This window comes from Pseudoxanthomonas kaohsiungensis (genome assembly GCF_010211765.1).
Taxonomy (GTDB): domain Bacteria; phylum Pseudomonadota; class Gammaproteobacteria; order Xanthomonadales; family Xanthomonadaceae; genus Pseudoxanthomonas; species Pseudoxanthomonas kaohsiungensis.
In genome coordinates this window covers 77,933-98,509 of record NZ_PDWO01000016.1, presented here as the reverse complement: position 1 = coordinate 98,509, position 20,577 = coordinate 77,933, and the positions used below count along the sequence as shown (strand labels likewise).

The 20,577-nt window shown below is 73.0% G+C and carries 18 protein-coding genes; 10 read left to right on the top strand and 8 right to left on the bottom strand.

The window, feature by feature from the left end; translation table 11 throughout:
• Nucleotides 1-1,172: 1,172 nt before the first annotated feature.
• The 4 genes from hemF to CSC66_RS14925 form a co-directional block, all read right to left on the bottom strand.
• Nucleotides 1,173-2,090, bottom strand: a complete 918-nt coding sequence (gene hemF / locus CSC66_RS14940; RefSeq protein WP_162378202.1) for an oxygen-dependent coproporphyrinogen oxidase — start codon at nt 2,088-2,090, stop codon at nt 1,173-1,175.
• Between the two features lie 67 nt (nt 2,091-2,157).
• Nucleotides 2,158-2,724, bottom strand: a complete 567-nt coding sequence (locus CSC66_RS14935) for a hypothetical protein (protein ID WP_162378201.1) — start codon at nt 2,722-2,724, stop codon at nt 2,158-2,160.
• Between the two features lie 242 nt (nt 2,725-2,966).
• Nucleotides 2,967-3,392: an NUDIX hydrolase gene (locus tag CSC66_RS14930; protein ID WP_162378200.1), complete on the bottom strand. Its 426-nt coding sequence runs from the start codon at nt 3,390-3,392 to the stop codon at nt 2,967-2,969.
• The gene (locus tag CSC66_RS14925) at nt 3,389-5,809 is read right to left on the bottom strand and encodes a S9 family peptidase (RefSeq protein ID WP_162378199.1); all 2,421 of its coding nucleotides are present in this window, start codon (nt 5,807-5,809) and stop codon (nt 3,389-3,391) included. Before CSC66_RS14925 ends, CSC66_RS14930 begins: the two co-directional genes overlap by 4 nt.
• Nucleotides 5,810-6,009: 200 nt before the next feature.
• On the opposite strand from CSC66_RS14925, the gene CSC66_RS14920 reads away from it, so the two are divergent.
• Together CSC66_RS14920 and CSC66_RS14915 are read left to right on the top strand one after the other, a co-directional pair.
• A complete protein-coding gene (locus CSC66_RS14920; protein WP_162378198.1) occupies nt 6,010-7,395 on the top strand; it encodes an AMP-binding protein in 1,386 nt (461 codons plus the stop codon).
• Nucleotides 7,396-7,490: 95 nt separating this feature from the next.
• Nucleotides 7,491-8,531, top strand: coding sequence for a patatin-like phospholipase family protein (locus CSC66_RS14915; protein WP_162378213.1), 1,041 nt, complete (start codon nt 7,491-7,493; stop codon nt 8,529-8,531).
• A gap of 184 nt (nt 8,532-8,715) precedes the next feature.
• On the opposite strand, the gene CSC66_RS14910 is transcribed toward CSC66_RS14915, so the two are convergent.
• The 3 genes from CSC66_RS14910 to CSC66_RS14900 form a co-directional block, all read right to left on the bottom strand.
• Nucleotides 8,716-10,020: a serine hydrolase domain-containing protein gene (locus CSC66_RS14910; RefSeq protein WP_162378197.1), complete on the bottom strand. Its 1,305-nt coding sequence runs from the start codon at nt 10,018-10,020 to the stop codon at nt 8,716-8,718.
• Nucleotides 10,021-10,177: 157 nt separating this feature from the next.
• Complete coding sequence (locus tag CSC66_RS14905) at nt 10,178-11,209, bottom strand: chorismate transformation FkbO/Hyg5 family protein (RefSeq protein WP_379655926.1); 1,032 nt, start codon at nt 11,207-11,209, stop codon at nt 10,178-10,180.
• Nucleotides 11,206-12,609 (bottom strand): NAD(P)/FAD-dependent oxidoreductase, encoded by a 1,404-nt coding sequence (locus CSC66_RS14900; RefSeq protein WP_162378196.1) that lies wholly within the window; start codon nt 12,607-12,609, stop codon nt 11,206-11,208. The genes CSC66_RS14905 and CSC66_RS14900 overlap by 4 nt, the downstream gene beginning before the upstream one ends.
• Nucleotides 12,610-12,751: 142 nt before the next feature.
• Between CSC66_RS14900 and CSC66_RS14895 the strand changes: the two genes are divergently transcribed.
• Genes CSC66_RS14895 through fabG form a run of 8 tightly spaced genes read left to right on the top strand, consistent with a single transcriptional unit; the run spans nt 12,752 to nt 19,237 of the window.
• Nucleotides 12,752-13,021 carry a phosphopantetheine-binding protein gene (locus CSC66_RS14895; RefSeq protein WP_162378195.1) on the top strand — a complete coding sequence of 90 codons (270 nt, stop codon included), beginning with the start codon at nt 12,752-12,754 and terminating at the stop codon, nt 13,019-13,021.
• Nucleotides 13,022-13,071: 50 nt separating this feature from the next.
• Nucleotides 13,072-13,752 (top strand): COG4648 family protein, encoded by a 681-nt coding sequence (locus CSC66_RS14890; RefSeq protein ID WP_162378211.1) that lies wholly within the window; start codon nt 13,072-13,074, stop codon nt 13,750-13,752.
• Nucleotides 13,753-13,808: 56 nt separating this feature from the next.
• Nucleotides 13,809-14,102 carry an ApeI family dehydratase gene (locus CSC66_RS14885; protein WP_162378194.1) on the top strand — a complete coding sequence of 98 codons (294 nt, stop codon included), beginning with the start codon at nt 13,809-13,811 and terminating at the stop codon, nt 14,100-14,102.
• Nucleotides 14,095-15,027 carry a lysophospholipid acyltransferase family protein gene (locus tag CSC66_RS14880; RefSeq protein WP_238394414.1) on the top strand — a complete coding sequence of 311 codons (933 nt, stop codon included), beginning with the start codon at nt 14,095-14,097 and terminating at the stop codon, nt 15,025-15,027. Before CSC66_RS14885 ends, CSC66_RS14880 begins: the two co-directional genes overlap by 8 nt.
• Nucleotides 15,024-15,677, top strand: coding sequence for a LolA-related protein (locus tag CSC66_RS14875; protein WP_238394413.1), 654 nt, complete (start codon nt 15,024-15,026; stop codon nt 15,675-15,677). Before CSC66_RS14880 ends, CSC66_RS14875 begins: the two co-directional genes overlap by 4 nt.
• Complete coding sequence (locus CSC66_RS14870; RefSeq protein ID WP_162378193.1) at nt 15,674-18,025, top strand: MMPL family transporter; 2,352 nt, start codon at nt 15,674-15,676, stop codon at nt 18,023-18,025. The genes CSC66_RS14875 and CSC66_RS14870 overlap by 4 nt, the downstream gene beginning before the upstream one ends.
• Before the next feature lie 56 nt (nt 18,026-18,081).
• Nucleotides 18,082-18,462, top strand: coding sequence for an ApeP family dehydratase (locus CSC66_RS14865; protein ID WP_202935668.1), 381 nt, complete (start codon nt 18,082-18,084; stop codon nt 18,460-18,462).
• A gap of 34 nt (nt 18,463-18,496) precedes the next feature.
• On the top strand, nt 18,497-19,237 hold the full coding sequence (gene fabG, locus CSC66_RS14860) for a 3-oxoacyl-ACP reductase FabG (RefSeq protein ID WP_162378191.1): 741 nt from the start codon (nt 18,497-18,499) through the stop codon (nt 19,235-19,237).
• A gap of 5 nt (nt 19,238-19,242) precedes the next feature.
• Here fabG and CSC66_RS14855 read toward each other — a convergent pair whose 3' ends face one another.
• On the bottom strand, nt 19,243-20,493 hold the full coding sequence (locus tag CSC66_RS14855) for a cation:proton antiporter (RefSeq protein ID WP_162378190.1): 1,251 nt from the start codon (nt 20,491-20,493) through the stop codon (nt 19,243-19,245).
• Between the last annotated feature and the right edge of the window lie 84 nt (nt 20,494-20,577).

The window sequence follows — 20,577 nt, the reverse complement described above, 5'->3', positions numbered from 1 at the left end:
CGCGGTCCGACCGAACGCCTGCCCCGCGCCCGACCCGCTGCGATGCCGCACGCCAACTTGCCATTGCGACTCCCCCCACCGAAGTCCGACGCCCCACCCCAAACACGAACGCCACAACCCGCCTAACGCCTAAGTTAAGCCGAGCCGCGAAGCGGCTTCGGCTTGAACGCATTGTTGGGCAGCAAGAGAGCATCGCGCAATGTCGGGCAGGACGGCGTATCCGAAAGGCCGAAGCGACGAACCCCGCTGCGCGCCTAGTGAGCCATCTGCTGCCACCTTGGCCGGCCGCGACGAACGAACCGCCGCGAACCCTAGAGCGCGCCCATCGACGCTACCGAAGAAGAACGATGCCCGCCGACCAACAGCAAGTGACCGCCTGGCAACGCAGCGAACTGTCCGATCCATACGAAGCCCCCCAACCTCGCGCTTTTCCACTGCCCAACTACCAGTAGACCCCCAGCGGGGGCGTAGCGCGAGTCTGCGGCCCAGCCCGTGGCATGGTCAAATGGGAAAATCCCAATGCCGTCACCGGTTTACTTGTTGGTGGCGGCGTCTCGGAGGGGGGCGGCTACGGGGATAGACGGCATGGAGGCCCCGATAAGCCTTATGCCGGCGAGCAGGCCCCAATATCAGGGGTCTATCACGCCCGCAATCGTGATGTCTGCTGCACGGCGCCCCCTCCGGGGCCCGCCGGAAACTCCAAGCCCGGGTCGCACCCGTCAGGCGCAACCGGATCAGCCCCGCCGGATATCCCTGGCCTGAAGGCTCCGGCGTGGATGCGACCCAAATGGGGCGGCGGCCCGGTTCGTGAACTGCCTGGCCGACAGCGACGCTCGATCAGCGACCGTTCGCTTCTGGTCACCTGCTGCAGTCAGTTCGCTTCGGGCCTCTGGCGATCCGGGGACTCTCGGAGGTCAGCGTCACGCCCTCGCGGTCAGCCCCACTGGAGCCAAAACCCACAACGGAGGGTGATCCAAGAGGGTGGGCAAGAGCGGAGGAGCCTACAAACGGGGGCTCGGGACCAAGAAGCAGGTAGACCCTGCACCCCACGCTAAAATCCGGATACCCTTTTATTTTCCGGCGCCTGAATGGCCGCCACCCGGGCAGGGCCGAGGCTGCCGTGGCCCACCCGGATGGGGTGGGGTCCTCCCGCGGGCCGGACTGGCCCGCGGCTACAGCCAGTCCCGGGCGACCAGGTAGTCCTGCAGCCGGGCTTCGGCGCTGCCGGGTTCCGGCTGGTAGCCGTACTCCCAGCGCACCCGCGGCGGCAGGCTCATCAGGATCGATTCGGTGCGCCCGCCGCTCTGCAGGCCGAACAGGGTGCCGCGGTCGTAGACCAGGTTGAACTCGACGTAGCGGCCGCGCCGGTAGAGCTGGAACTCGCGCTCGCGCTCGCCGAACGGGGTGTCGTGGCGGCGCTCGACGATCGGCAGGTAGGCGTCCAGGAAGCCGTCGCCGACCGCGCGCAGGTAGGCGAAGTCGCGCTCGAAGTCGCCGTGCAGGTCGTCGAAGAACAGCCCGCCCACGCCGCGGGTCTCGTTGCGGTGGCGCAGGAAGAAGTATTCGTCGCACCAGCGCTTGTGCTCGGCGTAGCGCTCCGGGCCGAACGGGGCGCACAGCCCGGCCGCGGTGCGGTGCCAGTGCGCGACGTCTTCGTCGAACGGGTAGAACGGGGTCAGGTCGAAACCGCCGCCGAACCACCAGGCCACCGTCTCGCCGTCGCGCTCGGCGCGGAAGTGGCGGACGTTGGCGTGGGTGGTCGGCAGGTAGGGATTCCGAGGATGGAAGACCAGCGAAACGCCGGTGGCGCGCCAGGAGGCGCCGGCCAGTTCCGGGCGTGCGGCGCTGGCCGACGGCGGCAGGCGCGTGCCGGACACGTCGGAGAAGCCGATGCCGGCCTGCTCGAACACCGCGCCGTCGCGGAGGATCCGGGTCCGGCCGCCGCCAGCGTGGCCGGTGCCGCCCTCCGGCTGGCGGGTCCAGGCATCCTCGGCGAAGCGGGCGCGGCCGTCGGCCGCCTCGATCGCTGCGCAGATCCGGTCCTGCAGGCCGGTGAGATAGTCGCGTACGACGTCGAAATCAGGGTCCATGGACCCATTCTAGCCGCCGCGTCCCGGCCCCCATTGATCGCGATCAAGCCCGCCGGGGGCGGCCAGGTCAGCGCGGCGCGGACCGGAACTGGTCGCGGACCGCCGGGGTGCACAGCTTCCACACGATCCAGCCATGCAGGGCCGCGAACACCAGCGCGCCTGCCAGGCTGGTGACCAGGGTGACGGTGCGGTTGAACTGCATCTGCGCGGCGAACCGCTGGCCCTCCGGCGAGGCCAGCATCTCCGCCGGGAACATGTCCTGCAGCCCGTCGAAGAACGGTCCGATCAGGGCCAGGGCGGCGAAGTTGGCCAGCGCTCCGCCCACCAGCAGCAGGATGAAGGCCATCCGGGCCCATTCGCGACGCCGGAGCAGGCCCCAGGCGGCGGCCAGGAACAGTCCGGCCACGAGCAGCAGCGCCAGCGACAGCGCATGGCGGTGCTCAAGCGTCCACAGCACGCCGCGCGGCACTTCCGGCTGTGCGGCCAGCCCCGCCACCACCGCGTCCGGCAGGAGCAGGGCGAACAGCATCTGCGCCAGTGCCCACGCCACGCCCAGAGCCGCCAGCACCAGCGAGATGCGGGCCAGCACGGTGACGAAGCTGGCGGCGGCGGGCAGGGGCGGCGGCGTGTTCATGGAACTCCCGGGTATCGGACCTCCGCCATTGTGCCGGCGCGTGGCCGTGGAACGAACACGGGGACGGTGCCGGGTCCGGGTGGGCCCGGACCGTCGGCGACCCGGTGGTGGCAGGCGGCCGCTCCGTCGGCCTCCAGGTGCGGGGGCGGGGTTCGCGCATCGCGATGGCGCCGGCGTGGATGACGCCCGCCAGGCCTCCGTCGGCGCATCTGCGACGGCGTGGCCGCCGGCAAGCCGTGCTCCTACCGGGGATCGACCAGGGCGGGCAGGATGTGGCCGGCGCTCAGCGGCGCCACGGTTACCGGGAACGGCGCCTGCGGCGCGATCCAGGCCAGCTCGGCGATCTCGGCGCGCGCCTGCGGCTGGCCCTGGACGTCCACCACGAAGACCTCCGCGCGCACCCGGCGCCCAGGCTCGTTGACCGCCGCGTCCTCGAACTCGCCCAGCCGCCGCGCGCCGGCGGCGAGCAGGCGCACGCCCAGCTCCTCGTCCAGTTCGCGCGCCAGGGTGGCCAGCGCGTCCTCGCCCGGCTCGCGCTTGCCGCCGGGCTGGATGAAGGTGGACGAGCCGTGCTTGCGCACCAGCAGGACCCGGCCCTGGCCATCGACGATCACCGCGGCGACCGTGCGGATCGTACCGGGTGCAGCGGTGTCGTCGGCCGTGCTCACTTCAGGGTGCGCTCGAACAGCTTGAGGATGCGCTTGTACTCGTCCAGCCAGGAATCGGCGCGGGTGAAGCCGTGCCGCTCCAGCGGATACGGCGCGATCTCCCAGTCGTCCTTGCGCAGCTCGATCAGGCGCTGGGTCAGCACCACCGAATCGCGGAAGAACACGTTGTCGTCGATCATGCCGTGGGCGATCAGCAACTCGTCCTGCAGGCCCTGCGCGTACTCGATCGGCGAGGATTTGCGGTAGGCCTCCGGGTCGAGCTCGGGCGTGTTGAGGATGTTGGACGTGTACTCGTGGTTGTACTGGGTCCAGTCCACCACCGGCCGCAGCGCGGCGCCGGCCTTGAACGTGCCCGGCGAACGGAACAGCGCCATGAAGGTCATGAAGCCGCCGTAGCTGCCGCCGTAGATGCCGGCGCGGTCGCGGTCGCCCTGGTGGTGGGCCACCACCCAGTCCAGTCCGTCCAGGTAGTCCTCCAGCTCCGGGTGGCCCATCTGCCGGTAGATCGCGGTGCGCCAGTCGCGGCCGTAGCCCTCGCTGCCGCGGTAGTCCAGGTCCAGGACCACGTAGCCGCGCTCGACCAGCAGCTGGTGGAACATCTGCTCGCGGAAGTAGTTCGGGTAGCGCGCCGAGACGTTCTGCAGGTAGCCGGCGCCGTGCACGAACATCACCACCGGGTACTTGCGGCCCGGCTCGTAGGTCTTCGGGCCGTAGAACTTGCCCCAGATGCTGCCGGCGCCATGCTTCGACGGCACCTGCACGTACTGCGGCCGGATCCAGTCGCGCGCCTTGAATGCGGCGCCGCGGGTGTCGGTCAGCACGCGGGCGTCGCCGCCGGTGGACGGCACCACGGCCAGCTGCGGCGGCAGGTAGCTGTCCGAATACCGCACCAGCACCTGGCGGCCATCGGGCGAGAGGCTGAAGTCCTCGACGCCGTCCAGCGCGGTGATCTCCTTCACCTGGCCGCTGGCCAGGTCCAGCGCGCAGACCTCGTAATCGCCCGGCCACTTGCGGTTGCACAGCAGCAGGAAGCCGCTGCCGTCGGCGGTCGGCACCGGCGAGGAAGCCTCCCATTGGCCGGAGGTGCGCTGGCGCGGCCGCTCGCTGCCGGCCTGGGTGTACAGGTGCGACCAGCCCGATTCCTCCGACAGCAGCCACAGCGTGCGGTTGTCCGCCAGCCAGCCGAAGTCGTTGAAGTTCCAGTTGATCCACGCCGGGTCGGTGAGGCGGTGGCGCGGCTGCAGGCGGGCGCCTTCGAGGTCGACGCTGGCGATCCAGCGGTCCTTGTTGTCGATCGCACGCAGCATCACCGCGGCGTTGCGGCCATCGCCGCTCCACTGGATCCGCGGGCCATCGCCGTTGTCGCCGGCGGTGGTCACCTGCACGCCGCGGTTGCCCTTGAGCGGCTCCTTGCCGGCGGCGCGGCGCAGCGTGGCCAGCGGGTCGGTGGCGATGCCCGGCAGGACGTCGAAACCGAGCTCGCGCACGCTGCCGTCGCGCGCATCCACCAGCCACAGCCGGTGCGGCAGCGGATCGTTGCGGCCGACGCGGGTGCGTACGTCCTCGAATTCCTCGTAGCCGGACTCGGTGACGTAGGTCGGCATCCTGCCTTCGCGGCCGGCGTCGGCGTCCTTCTTCTTTGTCACCACCAGCAGGTGGCGCGCGTCGGGCGACAGGCTGCTGTCGACGATCTCCACCTCGTCGCCGAGGAAGGCCGGGGCCGGGGCGCGGGTCGGGTCGGCCTTGCGCCAGGCGTCCTCCTGCGCGCGCTGGGCGTCGCGCTGCTCCTTGTCGCGGCGCAGGGTGTCGATCGTGCGCAGCTGCTGCTCGCGCAGTGCGTCGGCCTTGGGCGCCGCGGCCGGATCCTTCTCCGCCTTCAGCGAGGCGACCTGCGCCACGCCGCCGCCGGCGTTCCATTTGAACCAGTCGTTGCCGGCGCGCCAGGTCACGCCTCCGTCGGCGGCGAAACGCGGCTGCGATTCGGATGCCGCGCTTCGGGTGAGCTGGGTCAGCGCGCCGCTGGAGAGGTCGCGCAGGAACACGTCGCCGTTGCGGACGAAGGCCATGCGCCGGCGCTGGGCGTCATAGACCGGGTTGGCCGCGTCCAGGCCGCCGCGTTCGCTGTCGGCCACCTTCCGCAGCGCCCCGCCGGCCACCGGCTGGCGCCAGGTGTCGCGGATCTGGCCGCCTTCGCGCCGCAGCAGCAGTTGCGCTTCGCGGCTGTCCCAGCTCCACCAGGCCCGCTCGACCGGCGCGCCGATCCAGTCCGGGTCGGCCATGGCCTGTTCGATGGTCAGGGCCTCGGTCGGCGCGAGGGTGGGGACCGGCCCGGCGGCAGCCGTCGTGATCGGCGGCTGGACGAGCAGGGAGATGGCAAGAAGGGCCGGAGACAGCGCGCGCAGGGGCGGTTGGGACATGGGCATGGCAGGCAGGGAACGGAAGCGGGGCAGGGTAGCAGTCCCGCCAGGGGCGGCCACTGTGGAAGGTCATGCCGCCACGCCCCTGGCCCGCGCCTGGTGCCGGGCCGGGCGTCTTGCCTGGCCGGCCGGCGCCGGCCAAGCTAGCCGGCATCGCAGGGCAGGCACCGGCTTGCTGCACAGGGAACGCGACGCCACCGATGTCCGCCGTCATCCACGCGCATATTCCCGGCTCGGGGCAACTGGCCCTGGCCTCGGGCGATCCGCAACGCGTGCTGGTGTTCGGCGCCGCCGGCCCGGTGACGCTGGCCGGCTTCCTGGCCCAGGCGCGGCACCTCGCCGGATCGTTGCCCGAGGCGCGCCACGTGGTCCACCTCGCCGAGGACCGCCAGCGCTTCCTGCTCGGCTTCTGCGCCGCGGCGATGCGGGGCCAGGTCGCGCTGCTGCCGCCGTCCGGAGCGCCGGGCACGGTCGCCGAGATCCTCCAGGCCCACGCCACCGGAGGCGCCTACTCCCTGGACGGCGAGGCCATCTCGCGGTCGATGCGTGAGCACCCGCAGGCGCCGCCCACGGTGCCCAACGTTGAGGAGGCCGCACTGGCCGCGGTCGGTTACACCTCCGGCAGTACCGGGCGGCCGCAGGCGCATGCCAAGACCTGGGCGGCCTTCGCCACCGGCACGGTGCAGAACCTGGCGGCGCTGGCGGACCTGTGGGGCGGGGAGCAGCCGCAGATCGTGGCGACGGTGCCGCCGCAGCACATGTACGGCATGGAACTGTCGGTGCTGTTGCCGCTGCTGGGCGGCGCGGCGGTACATGCCGGCCGTCCGCTGCTGCCGGCCGACGTGGCGCTCGCGCTGCAGCAGGCACGCGCGCCGCGGCTGCTGGTGACCACGCCGGTGCACCTGCGCGCGCTGCTGCAATCGGGCGTGGCGCTGCCGCCGCTGGCCGGCATCGTCTCGGCCACCGCGCCGCTGCCGCGGGAACTGGCGGCCGAAGCCGAGGCGCGCTGGCACACCGAGCTGCGCGAGGTGTTCGGTTCGACCGAAACCTGCGTGATCGCCCGCCGTCGCACGGCACACGAGGAGGCGTGGACGCTGCTGCCGGGCGTGCGCCTGGCGCCGCAGCCGGACGGAACCCTGGTGCAGGCCGCGCACCTGCCGCAGCCGGTGCTGCTGGCGGACCTGGTCGAATTGCAGGCGGACGGCCGCTTCCACCTGCGTGGACGCCAGGCCGACCTGCTCGAGATCGCCGGCAAGCGCGCCTCCTTGGGCGACCTGACCCGGCGCCTGCTGGCCATCCCCGGCGTGCAGGACGGCGTGGTCCTGCAGCTGTATGCAGGCCGCGGCGACGGCATCGGCCGCATCGCCGCGCTCGCGGTGGCGCCGGGGCTGGCCGCGCCGGCGATCATCGATGCGCTGCGCGGGTCGGTCGACCCGGTCTTCCTGCCACGACGGCTGCGGCTGCTGCCCAGCCTGCCGCGTAACGCGACCGGCAAGCTGTGCCGCGAGGAGCTGCTCGCCTTGCTGGAGGGTGCCGGGCCCGCGCGTTCATCCGCCGTGCCGGAAGCCGGCGGCGACGCACCCTAGAATCACGCCGCCGCACGCCGCGGCGCACCGGCTTCCCGACCGTCTTGAATCCCCGGCACTCCACCGTCCCGACCCCGCGCACCGCGCCGCCGCTCCTGGCCGCCGCCCTGGTCGTGGCCGCGCTGCTGGCCGGCTGCGGCGGGACGCGCCCGGAAGCGCCGCCGCAGGCACCGGTGGCGCCCCTGCCGCCCGCCCGCGTCGATCCGGTGGTGCCCCCGGTGAAGATCGGCCTGGCCCTGGGCGGTGGCGCGGCCAAGGGCTTCGCCCACATCGGCGTGATCAAGATGCTGGAGGCCAACGGCTTCAAGCCCGAGGTGGTCGCCGGTACCAGCGCCGGCAGCGTGGTCGGCGCGCTTTACGCCAGCGGCATGGACCCGTTCCAGCTGCAGGAGCATGCGGTGTCGCTGGACGAAGCCAGCATCCGCGACGTGCGCCTGTTCTCCGGCGGCCTGGTGCAAGGCCTGGCATTGCAGGACTACGTCAATGAACAGGTCGGCAAGCGGCCGATCGAGCGCATGCGCAAGCCGTTCGCCGCAGTGGCCACGCGCCTGGAGACCGGCGAGCGCACCGTGTTCGTGCGCGGCAACACCGGCCAGGCGGTGCGTGCGTCCAGCAGCGTGCCGGGCGTGTTCGAGCCGGTGACCATCGGCAGCTACCAGTACGTGGACGGCGGCGTGGTCAGTCCGGTGCCGGTGGATGCGGCGCGTGAACTGGGCGCGGATTTCGTCATCGCCGTGGACATTTCCAGCAAGGCGCGCGGGCGCCGGCCCGACGGCATGCTCGGCATCGTCAACCAGTCGATCGCGATCATGGGCCAGCGCCTGGGCGAGCAGGAACTCACCCGCGCCGACGTGGTGATCCGGCCGAACGTGCTCGACTACGGTTCGGCCGACTTCACCCGCCGCAACCAGGCGATCCTGGAAGGCGAGAAGGCCGCGCTGGCGGCGTTGCCGCAGATCCGCGAGCAGGTACGGAAGCTGCAGGCACAGCGCCTGGCGCAGGCCCGCGAGAAGCAGGCGCGCGCCGACGCGGCCAAGGCCGCGCTGGCGGCGCCGGCGACGGTGGCCTGCGAGGACGACGGCTGGCGCTGGAATCCGCTGAAGAAGAAGGACGAGGCCTGCGGCGAACGCCGCTGAGCCGCTCCGCTCACGTTTGCCGTGCTCCGTTGCCGGGCTTCGGGGCCGCGTAGAGCGGGGCTTGCCCCGCTGACTGCGGTGCCCCTTGCTAAAGGCAGCGGGGCAAGCCCCGCTCTACGGGAGGCTGCGGCAGCGGGGCAAGCCCCGCTCTACGGGCGGCCGTGGCAGCGGGGCGAGCCCCGCTCTACCGGGGCGCGGCGGCCGAGGTGTCGTCGTGGTAGACCGCGTCGCGGAACGCCTTGTGCAGGGGCATCGTGCCTGGCGGCAGCCACTGGGCGAACAACACCGCGGTGATCCGGTTGACCGGATCGACCCAGAACAGGGTGTTGGCGGCGCCGTCCCAGAAGAACTCGCCGACCTCGCCGGAAGGCTCGTTCGCCGTCCGCGGCGAGGCGGTGCGCACCGCGAAGTCGATGCCGAAGCCGACCTGGCCCTTGCCCGGAAGCCACGAGCGCTCGGTGAGGCCGATCGACGCGGGCAGGGCGTCGCTGGCCATCAGCCGGATCGTGGCCGGCTGCAGGATCCGCGCGCCGTCCAGCTCGCCGCCCTCGAGCAGCATCCGGCTGAAGCGCATGTAGTCGTCCAGCGTGGACACCAGGCCCCAGCTGCCGGGAGTAAGTGCGCGCTTTCGGCCATTGAGCTTGAGCGCCTCGACGTCGGCGACCCGGCTCATCACGCCGTCGTCGCTGCGCATGTACAGCGCGGCCAGGCGCGCGCGGTCGGCGTCGCGCAGGGTGTAGCGCGTGTCGTGCATGCGCAGCGGGTCGAACACATGCTCCTGCAGGTACGCATCGAACGGCTGGCCGGACAGCACTTCGACCAGCCGTGCCTGCACGTCCACGGCCGGCGAGTACACCCAGCGCCGGCCGGGGTGGTAGAGCAGCGGCACGCGGGCGATCCGGCGCACTTCCTCGGCCAGGGTGTGGTCCAGGTTCTCGGGGTCGGCCTGGCGATAGAGCTCGCCGAGCGGTCCGGCCGCGCCGTTGCCTTCGACCAGCCCCGCGGTGTGGCGCATCAGGTCGCGGATGGTGGGCGCGCGCGCCGGCGTTTCCAGCAGCGGCTTGCCGTGCACGTCGGTGCCCGCGTACACGCGGACGGCGGCGAACTCGGGCAGGTGCGTGGCCACCGGGTCGTCGAGCTGGAACCTGCCCTGCTCCCACAGCTGCATCAGCGCCACCCCGGTGACCGGCTTGGTCATCGAGAAGATCTGCACGAGGGTGTCGCGCGCCATCGGTCGGCCGGCTTCGCGGTCGGCCTGGCCGAACGCCCCGAAGTAAGCCTCGCGTCCGTCCTGGTAGACCAGCGCCGACACGCCCGGCAGCTTGCCGGACGCGACGTACCCGGAAAGCACGCGGTCGATGCGTTCGCCATCGATGCGGGCGACATCGGCCGCGCCCCCGGCGGCAGGCGCTGGTTCCGCTGCACCGGCTGGCGGGGCGGCCAGGCAGGCGAGTGCGAACATCAGGACGAGCAGCTGCGTTCGGTGCATCGGAGTTCCTCCCGGGGACCCGGAGCGTGGCGGCGGTACGACGGCGGCATCGGCGCGTCGCGCCGGCGCGGCAGTATCGCAGTGCGCGGCGCACGGGCGGCAACGGTTGCCGGCGAAAGGAAAGCGGATGCGACGACCGGCGCGGCGCGCAGTCGGCTCAGGCCTGGGCCAGGCCGTGCACTCCGTCGATCTCCACCTGCAGCTCGCGCCGGCAGACCTGGGCGTGCAGCAGCAGCCGCGGGACCGCCGGATCGAGCCGCGCGGCCAGCTGCGCGGCGACCCCGGGTGCCGCCCCGCGATCGCGCACGTAGACCTTGAGCAGGCTGCCCGCGCCCAGCGCGGCGGGCAGCTCCGGCGCCTGGCGGCGCGCGGTCGCGACCAGGCTGTCGAGGTTGGCCAGGGTCTCGTCGAGTTGCGCCTGCAGCGAATCGGAATGCTGCGAGGCATGGCCGACGATCGCGGCGGTGCCGGACAGCAGCAGCGGCATCGCGCTGCCGGCGGGGGGCAGCATCGCCCGCGCGAAGCTGGGCGACTGCGGGCCGTACTGGCGCGGATACCGGTAGGCGCTGACCTGGCGCGGGTTCTCGACCGGCGTGCCGGGCTCGCGCGAGGCCAGCCAGTACACCTGCAAGCGGCGGCGGCCGTCGCAGCTGCCGATCGCGGTCGCCGCCGGCAGGCGCGCGGCGTCCAGCGCGCCCATGCCGGCGACCCGGCCCACGCAGAAGCGGCGGTAGCGCTCCTCGTCACCCTCGCCGAGGGTGATGGCATCCATGTAGTTCCAGATCCGGAGCAGGTGCGGGGTGTCGCAGCCGGCCATGAACGCGGCCATGCGCGCGTAGGCCCGCCTGGCGGCGTCCTCGATCCCGTCATGTCCTTCGTCGACCTCGATCGCGCCGAACAGCAGGCCGCCATCGCTGGCCCAGGCCACCTCGCCATCGCGGCCATGCTGCACCGGGCCGCGTGCGTGCCAGACCTCGATCAGCGGCGGCGCGTCGTCCAGCGGCTGCAGCGGCACCCGCAGCCAGCGCGGATCGTCGCTGGCGGGGGCGGAGGAGCCGAAGCCGAGCACGGCCAGCACGCGGTCGTCGGCCAGCTGCCGCGGCAGCGTGTCCGCGGCTGCGTAGCGGAACTCCAGCCCGGGCGCGGCCGTGGTTCCGGCGTGGCCCGGGAACGGCTGCGGCCGGCTCACGGGTTGCCGCCCTGCAGCGTGTCCCCGCTGAAGCGCTCGCCGACCTGGCGGCGCCGGCGCAGCCAGCCGCGCAGCGCCTTCGGCGCCAGCTGCAGCGCGGTCAGCGCATAGACCAGGCGGAACACCCGCAGCCGCCAGCGCACGGCCTTGTTGTCGAACACGTCGCCGGCCAGCATCGAGATCACCGCCTGTTCCAGCTGCAGGGTGTTGCGCGGCTGCGCGAACAGGGCCTCCATCACCGGGGTGGTGAAGCGGTAGATGAACCAGGAGAAATAGCGCAGGCCGCGGCGCAGGCGCTTGTCCATCGCGCGCTGCTCGGCCGCTTCGCGCGAGGGGTCGCGCAGGATCGCGTCGACGGTCTTCGCGGCCTGCTCGCCGCCGTTCATGCCCAGGTAGACGCCGGAGGAGAACACCGGGTCGATGAAGGCGAACGCGTCGCCGGCCATGACCCAGCCCGGGCCGTGCATGCGCGTGCAGGTATAGGAATAGTTGCCGGTGGCGTGCACCGGCGCGATCCGCTGCGCGTTGCCCATCCGCGCCCACACCGAGGGGGTGTCGCGCAGGGTCTGCATCAGGAACGACTCGTTGTCGCCGCTGCGGGTCTTGAGGTATTCGGGGAAGCACACCGCGCCGACGCTCATCACGTCGCCGGTCAGCGGGATCAGCCACATCCAGCCGTGGGCGAAGCGCTCGACCGTGATGTTGCCGGCCTCCTCGCCCTCGCGGCGGGTGACGCCGCTGAAGTGGCTGAAGATCGCCGCCGACTGGTGCGCCGGGTTCTTCTTCTTCAGCTTGAGCTTGCTGCCGAGGAAGGTGTCGCGGCCGCTGGCATCGACCAGGTAGCGCGGACGGAAGGCGAGCGCGTTGCCACCGGCGTCGCGCGCATGCACCCGGGCCGGGCGGCCGTCGGCGCCGAACTCCACCTGCTCGACCTTGACCTGCTGCCGCGCATCGACCCCGTTGGCCAACGCGTTGTCGAACAGCAGCGCGTCGAACTCGGCGCGCTTGACCTGGTAGGCGTAGCCGAACTTGGGATCCAGTGCGCGGTCGAAGCGGAACACGTTGATGCTGTCGCGGTCGCCGCGCATCGGGAAGTCGGCGCCGGGCTTGTGCACGCCGATCCGCTTCACCTGCTCGAGCACCCCCAGGCGTTCGAGGATCGGCAGGTTCATCGGCAGCAGCGACTCGCCGATGTGGAAGCGCGGGTGCACGTCCTTCTCGAGCAGCGTGACCTTCCAGCCGCGGCGGGCCAGGAAGGTGGCCGCGGTCGTGCCGGCCGGGCCGCCGCCGATCACCAGCACGTCGACGGCCACCTCGCTGCCGCCGGCCTCCGCCCCGTCCGCCGATTGCTGCCGCGCGGCTGGCGCGGTCGGGGGCGGCGGCGATTCGGAAGGGGTCATGCGCAGGCGGCCGGAAGGGGGCGTGGGGAGGCCGGGATGATAGCGCGGCAGGCCCCGCGCGGCTTCACGAAGCGCCCGGACTTGCGCGTCGGCGGCCGATGCCGGATCGTGGCCGGCCTTGCGCAGTCCCGGACCCGAAACGATGTCGCAGACCGAAGCCGAACGCGAACTGGCCGAACTCCTGGTCGAGAGCTTGAACCTGGAGGGCGTGGACCCGCACGCGATCGACCCGGAGGCGCCGCTGTTCAACGACGGCCTGGGCCTGGATTCGATCGACGCGCTGGAACTGTCGCTGGCGGTGGGCAAGCGCTACGGGGTGCAGCTGCGCGCCGAAGGCGAGGACAACCGCCGCATCTTCGCCTCGCTGCGCGCGCTGTCGGCGCATGTCCAGTCGCAGCGCCGGTTGACGTGACCGCCGCCCCGGCGGAGCCGGACAAGGGCCGCGATCCGGCGCGGTCGCTGGTGCTGCCGGTCCAGCTGGTGCTCGGCGTGCTGTACCCGTTCCTGGCGCATGCCGCCGGCACCCGTGGCGGCGCCTGGGCGGCGTTGGCCCTGGCCGACCTGGTCCTGTTTCTGCTCGCCGCGCCACTGCTCGGTCGTCGCTGGTGGGCGCTGGCGCTGCTGGCCGCACTGCTGGCGGCGTTGGCCTGGGGCAGCGGGACGGTGTGGCTGGACCTGCTGCTGCTCGCCCCGCCGGTGCTGTTCACCGCATGGCTGGCCTGGTTCTTCGCGCGCAGCCTGCGGCCGGGGAGGTCCCCGCTGGTCACCCGTATCGTCACCGCGCTGTACGCGCAGGCCGGCTGGGAGATGCCCGACGGCCTGCCTGCCTATGCGCGCCGGCTGACCGCCGGCTGGGCCGGACTGCTGGCCTTCCTGGCCCTGGCCAACCTGGCGCTGGCACTGTGCGCGGTGCCGGGCGGGGTGCTGCATGCCTTCGGCATCGCGCCGCCGGTCGCGGTCCCGCACTCGGCCTGGTCGTGGTTCGCCAACCTGCTCAACTACGGCTTGGTGGGCGGTTTCATGCTCGGCGAGTACCAGTACCGCAAGCGCCGGTTCCCCAGGCGCCCCTACCGCAACGGCCTGGACTTCGCGCGGCGCATGGCCGCGCTCGGCCCGGCGTTCTGGCGCGACCTGCTGCGCTGAACGCGCCGACCGCCGCCGGCGACGGCCGCGGCGCGCAAGCCCGTTATCCTTGGCGGATGCATTTCGAGATCCCGCACGACGATCCCTGCCTGGCCGGGCACTTCCCGGGGCGACCGCTGGTCCCCGGCGTGGTCCTGCTGGAACGCGTGCTCGCCGCGATCGAGGCCGGTGGCGCGATCGCCGGGCCGCTGCGCCTGCCGCAGGTGAAGTTCCTCAGGCCGCTGCTGCCGGGCCAGCCGGCGCGGGTGGTGCTCGACGGTGCCGCGCCGCGCTGGCGGTTCGAGGTGGTGGGCGAGGAGGGCGTGCTCGTACGCGGCGAACTGGTGGCGGGAGCCGGCGTCGATGGCTGAATCGCAGGTGCGTGCGCCGCCGTCCTGGAAGCACCGGCCCGAAGGCGGCACCCGCGGTTCGCTGGCCCTGATCGTCGGCATCGCCCGCCACGGCGGGCGCGGCCTGGCCCGGCTGTGCCTGTATCCGATCACGCTGTACTTCCTGCTGGTGCGCGGCCCGGAGCGGCGCGCCTCGCGCGCCTGGCTGGCGCGGGTGCGCGGGCGCGACGCCGGCCCATGGGACGTCGCCCGCCACATCCACACCTTCGCCTCGACCATCCTCGACCGGGTGTTCCTGCTCGGCGGGCAGACCTGGCGCTTCGACATCCGCGTGCACGGGCTGGACCCGCTGGTGGCCCTGGTCGACCAGGGGCGCGGGGCGTTGCTGTTCGGCTCGCACCTGGGCAGCTTCGACGCGTTGCGGATCCTGTCGCGGCGACGGCCGGGGCTGAAGGTCCGGATCGTGCTCGACCGCACCCAGAACCCGGTGCTGACCGGCATCTTCGAGTCGCTGGATCCGGCGCTGGCGCAGTGCGTGATCGACGGCAGCCAGCCGGGCGCGGCGATCGCGCTGGAGATCCAGCACGCGCTGCAGTCCGGCGAGCTGGTCGCGCTGCTGGTCGACCGCGCGCAACCGCACGAGGACACCGCGCCGGCCCCGTTCCTGGACGTGCCGGCGCCGTTCCCGCTCACGCCGTGGAAGCTGGCCGCGGCGCTGCACGCGCCTGTGCTGCTGTGCTTCGGCCTGTACCGCGGCGGCAACCGCTACGACCTGTACTTCGAGCCGTTCGCCGACCTGGCCACCGCGCCGCCGCCGCGCGCCGCGCGCGCGCAGTGGCTGCAGCAGCAGGTACACGCCTACGCGGCGCGGCTGGAACACCACGCGCGGCGGATGCCGTTCAACTGGTTCAACTTCTACGACTTCTGGAGCGGACACGAGCGATGACTGCAGCAACCCATCCGTGCCTGCGCCTGGCGCTGCTGGCCGGCCTGCTTGCGCCGGCGTGCGCACCCGCCTCCACCGGCCCCGGCGCCGACTGGATCCTGCAGGCGGTCGCCCGTCCGGCGCCCAGCCGCACCGTGTTCGTCGAACTGCGCGAATCGCCCATGCTCAAGCAGCCGCTGCGGCTGCAGGGCGAGTACCGGCGCGAGACCGATGGCCGGCTGGTGCGCCAGGTGCACGCGCCCTACGCGGAGACCACCACGCTCGCCGCCGGCGAGGCGGTGGTCGAACGCGCGGGACGCGCGCCGCGGCGGATCGCGCTGTCGCAGGTGCCCGAACTGATGGCGGTGCAGGCCGGGTTCGGCGCGCTGCTGGCCGGCGACCGCGAGCTGCTGCGAACGACCTACGAGGTGGAAGCCGGCGGCACCCGCGAGCAGTGGACGCTGCGACTGGTGCCGCGTGATCCGCGGCTGGCGCGCTCGCTGGCGCGGATCGACCTGTACGGCCGCGGCGCCGAGCTGCGCTGCGTGGAAAGCCATCCGGCCAAGGGGCCGCCCCAGCGCACCCTGATGGCCGGCGCGGCCGCCGCCGCCGACGGGGTGGCCGAACCGGCGGCGCTGGCGGCGCTGTGCCACGGCGGCGCGTCGCGATGACCGGTACCCCGGGCGCGGCCACGCGGCTGGGCCTGCTGCTGGCCTGGATCGCGTTGCTTGCGGCGGTGGGCTGGGCACTGGGCCGCGGCCTGCGCGTGGAAGAGGACCTGCGCCGCTTCCTGCCCACCCCGCGCACGCCGGCGCAGGTGCTGCTGGTCGACGAACTCGGCGAAGGTCCCGGCTCGCGGGTGCTGCTGCTCGCCCTTTCCGGCGCGCCGCCGGAGGCGCTGGCGGCGCGCTCGCAGGCGCTGCGCGCCGCGCTGGCGGCGCGACCGGAGATCGCGCTGGCGGCCAACGGCGAGCACGGCGGCCTGGATGCGATCCCCGCGCACCTGCACCCGTACCGGTACCTGCTGTCGCCGACCCTGGACACCCAGGCGCTGGATGCGGCCTTCCTGCAGGAGGAACTGCAACAGCGCGTACAGGACCTGGGTTCGCCGGCCGCGGACCTGGTCGAACCCTTGCTGCCGTCCGACCCGACCCTGGAAACGCTGCGCCTGGCCGAGGCATGGCAGCCGGCCAACGCGCCCGAACGCCGCCACGGCGTCTGGTTCGACCGCGCCGGTGCGCAGGCCCTGCTGCTGGTGCAGACCCACGCGGCCGGCTTCGACAGCGCCGGCCAGCAGGCGGCGATGGCGGCCATCGACGAGGCCTTCGCCGCCACCGCGGATGCGCGGCCCGCAGCCGCCGCGACCCGGCTGGAAGTCTCCGGACCCGGCGCATTCGCCGTGGCCATCCGCGGACGCACCGAACGGGAGATGCGCTGGATCGGCACCGCCGACACGATCGGCCTGTTGCTGTTGCTGGGCCTGGCCTACCGGCGCTGGAGCATGCCGCTGCTCGGCGCGCTGCCGCTGGCCAGCGGCGGCCTGGCCGGGCTGGGGGCGGTGGCCTTGCTGTTCGACGGCGTGCACGGCATCACCATCGCGTTCGGTTTCACCCTGATCGGGGTCGCGCAGGACTATCCGATCCACTTCTTCAGCCACCTGCGCCCGGGCCAGTCGCCGCACGCCAGCGTGCGCGCGTTGTGGCCGACCCTGGTCACCGGGGTGGCCTCGACCTGCATTGCCTACGCGACCTTCCTGTTCTCCGGGGTCGAAGGACTCAAGCAGCTGGCGGTGTTCACCATCGCCGGCCTGGGCGTGGCCGCGGCGAGCACGCGCTGGCTGCTGCCAAGGCTGGTGACGCCGGCGCGGCGCGATCCGGCCGACTCGCGCGTGCTGGGGCGGTTGTGGCGCGAAGTCGAGCGGCTGCCGCGTCCACGCGTGGCGCTGGCGGTGGTGGCATCGATGGCGTTGGCGGTGGTGGTCTTCGCGCCCGGTGCGTTCTGGCAGAACGACCTCTCCCGCCTGACCCCGGTGCCGCCGGCCGACCTGCACCGCGATGCGCAGCTGCGCGCGGAACTGGGTGCGCCGGACGTGCGCTACCTGCTCGCCCTGCAAGGCGCCGATGTCGAAGACGTGCTGCAGGCGTCCGAGCGCGCCGCGCCGTTGCTGCAGCAGTTGCAGGCCCGCGGCGTGCTCGACGGCTACGACCTGGCCGCGCGCTACCTGCCGAGCGTGGCGACCCAGCGCGCCCGCCAGGCCGCGCTGCCGGCCGAGCCGCAGCTGCGGCAGGCGCTCGCCGCGGCGTTGACCGAGCTTCCGTTCCGCGACGATGCCTTCGAGCCGTTCGTCGCGGACGTCGCGGCTGCGCGCGCGGCCGCGCCGCTGACCGCCGACGACCTGGCCGGCACTCCGCTGGAACTGCCGGTGGCCGGGCTGCTGGTACGCGCGCCGGACCACGCCACCGCGCTGGTCTCGCTGACCGGGCTGCACGATCCGCAGGCGCTGGCCGCGGCGGTCGCGCCGCTGGGTGCGCAGCTGCTGGACCTCAAGCAGGCCTCCGAATCGCTGGTCGCGCAGTGGCGGGTGCGGCTGCTGGCCGCGCTGGCGGTGGCGGCGCTGCTGCTGGCCGGCACGGTCTGGCTGGCGCTGCGCGAACGCGCGCGCGTGCTGCGGGTGCTGGCGCCGATGGCGCTGGCCACGCTGCTGATCCTGGCCGTGCTGCGCGCGCTCGGCGTGGAACTGAACCTGTTCCACCTGGTCTCGCTGATCCTGGCCGCCGGCCTGGGCCTGGACTACGCGCTGTTCTTCGACCATGCCGGCGACGATCGCGGCGAGCAGCTGCGGACCCTGCATGCGGTGATCGTGTGCAGCCTGACCACGCTGCTGGTGTTCAGCCTGCTGGCGTTGTCCTCGATCCCGGTGCTGCGCGCGATCGGCGGCACGGTGGCGCTGGGCGTGGCCTTCAACTTCGCCCTCGCCCTGCTGGTCGCGCGTGCGCCAGGCAAGGAGGCTGCGGCGTGAGCGGCGTCGCGCTCGACCGCACCGGCATCCTCGCGCGGGTGCCGCACCAGGGCGCGATGTGCCTGTGGGACGAGGTCCTGGACTGGGACGCCACGCGCATCCGCCTGCGCGCCGGCAACCATCGCGACCCGGTGCATCCGCTGCGCGCGCGCGGACGCCTGCCGGCACTGGCGTTGTGCGAGTACGGCGCCCAGGCCATGGCCGTGCATGGCGGCCTGCTGGCCTCGGCGCAGGGCGGGTCGGCGGCGGCGGGCGTGCTGGTGGCGCTGCGCGAGGTGGTGCTGGCGGTCGACCGCATCGACGACCTGCCGGGACTGCTGGAGGGCGAAGCCGAACTGGTCGCGGCCAGTGCGGCGAGCCAGCAGTACGCATTCCGCCTGCTCCACGGCGGCCGCGTGCTCGCCAGCGGCCGTGCCGCGGCGATGCTCCGGACGTAGGTGCCGCTCCGGATCCTGCTCCTACAATGCAGGCATGACAGCCCACCAGACTCCCATCCGGCGCGCCCTGGTCACCGGCGGCAGCGGCGACATCGGCGGCGCGATCTGCCAGGCCCTGGCCGCGATCGGCATGGAGGTGATCGTGCATGCGCACGGCAACCTCGCCCGCGCCGAGGCGGTGGCCGCGTCGATCCGCGAACGCGGCGGGCGCGCGCAGGCGCTGGCCTTCGACGTCGCCGACGGCGCGGCGGTGGGCGCGGCGCTGGAGCCGCTACTGGCCGGCGGCCGCATCGACGTGCTGGTCAACAACGCAGGCATCCACGACGACGCGCCGATGGCCGGCATGACCGATGCCCAGTGGCAGCGGGTGATCGACGTATCGCTGCACGGCTTCTTCCACGTCACCCGGCCGCTGCTGCTGCCGATGGCGCGGGCGCGCTGGGGCCGCATCGTCAGCGTGTCCTCGGTCGCGGCGGTGCTGGGCAACCGGGGCCAGACCAACTACGCCGCCGCCAAGGCCGCGTTGCACGGCGCCAGCAAGTCGCTGGCGCGCGAGATGGCCAGTCGCGGCATCACGGTCAACGTGGTCGCGCCGGGGGTGATCGAAGGCGCCATGGCCGGCGCGCAGTTCCCGCCCGAGGCGGTGAAGCAGCTGGTGCCCGCCGCGCGCGCCGGGCGGCCGGAGGAGGTGGCCGCGCTGGTGGCGTTCCTGTGTTCGGATGCGGCCGGTTACATCAATGGCCAGGTCATCGGCGTCAACGGCGGCATGGCCTGAGCCGCTCAGCGGCCGGCGCCGCTGCCCGCGTCCGCTTCCACGGGTGAGGCGCGCCAGCCGCACAGCGCGAGCAAGGGCCCGGTCATCAGGGTGGTGGCGATCGCCAGCACCAGCAGCAGCGTGAACATCTCCGGCCCGATCAGGCCGGCGTCCAGCCCGACCTTCATCACGATCAGCTCCATCAGGCCGCGCGCGTTCATCAGCGAGCCGACCGCCAGGCTGTCGCGGGTCGACAGGCCCGACCACCGGGCGCCGAGGCCGCCGCCGGCGACCTTGCCCAGGACCGCCACCAGCAGGACCAGCAGCAGCGCACCGAAGCCGGCGGCGGTGAAGGCGCCGGTGCTGGTGCCGAGCCCGGCCAGGGCGAAGAACACCGGCATCAGCAGCACCAGCGCGAGATGCTCGATGCGCTCGACCAGGCTGTGCAGCAGGCGGTCGTCACGCGGCAGGCAGGTGCCGAACAGGAACGCGCCGAACACCGCATGCAGGTGCAGCCATTCGGTCGCCGCGGCGCAGGCGAACAGGCCGACCAGCAACGCGGCCAGTACCGTGCCCGAAGGCCGGCCGTCATGCGCGTGGCGATGCAGCAGCCACGCGTACAGTGGCCGCAGTCCGCCGTAGACGACCGCCAACAGCAGCGCCAGGCCCGCCAGCGTGCGCAGCAGCGTCGTCCAGTCGCCGCCATCGGTCAGCGCGACCAGCAGCGCCAGCACGATCCAGGCGGCGACGTCGAGCAGGGCCGCGGCCGACAACGCGAGCCTGCCGACCCGCGTGTGCTGCAGCCGCCGGTCCTTGAGGATCCGCGCCAGCACCGGGAAGGCGGTCACCGCCAGGGCCACGCCGAGGAACAACGCGAACGGCCAGAACCCGATCCCGGCCGGCGCCAGGGTGCCGTGCAGCAGGGGCGCCACCGCCAGGGCGAGGGCGAACGGCAGCAGCGCCGAGAGCCCGGCCACGCGCGTGGCCGCGACCACCTGCGCGCGCGCGCCGTCCGGAGCGCGCAACTCGGCGCCGATCACGAACATGAAAAGCACCAGGCCCAGGGTCGCCAGGGCCGACAGTGCTGGCAGCGAGGCGGCGGGGAACAGCGCCGCATGCAGGTCGGGCAGGGCGGCGCCGAACACCACCGGCCCCAGCAACAGGCCCGCCGCCATCTCGCCGATCACCGGCGGCTGGCCCAGGCGCGCCAGCAACAGGCCGCACAGGCGTGCGACGACCAGGATCACGGCGATCTGCAACAGCAACAACCCGGTCATCGAAGCTCCGCCCTCCCAGGCAAACGCAGACTTATACCAAGGGCGGCGGAGCGGGCGACAGCGCGCCGCCGCCGCTTGCGCCGC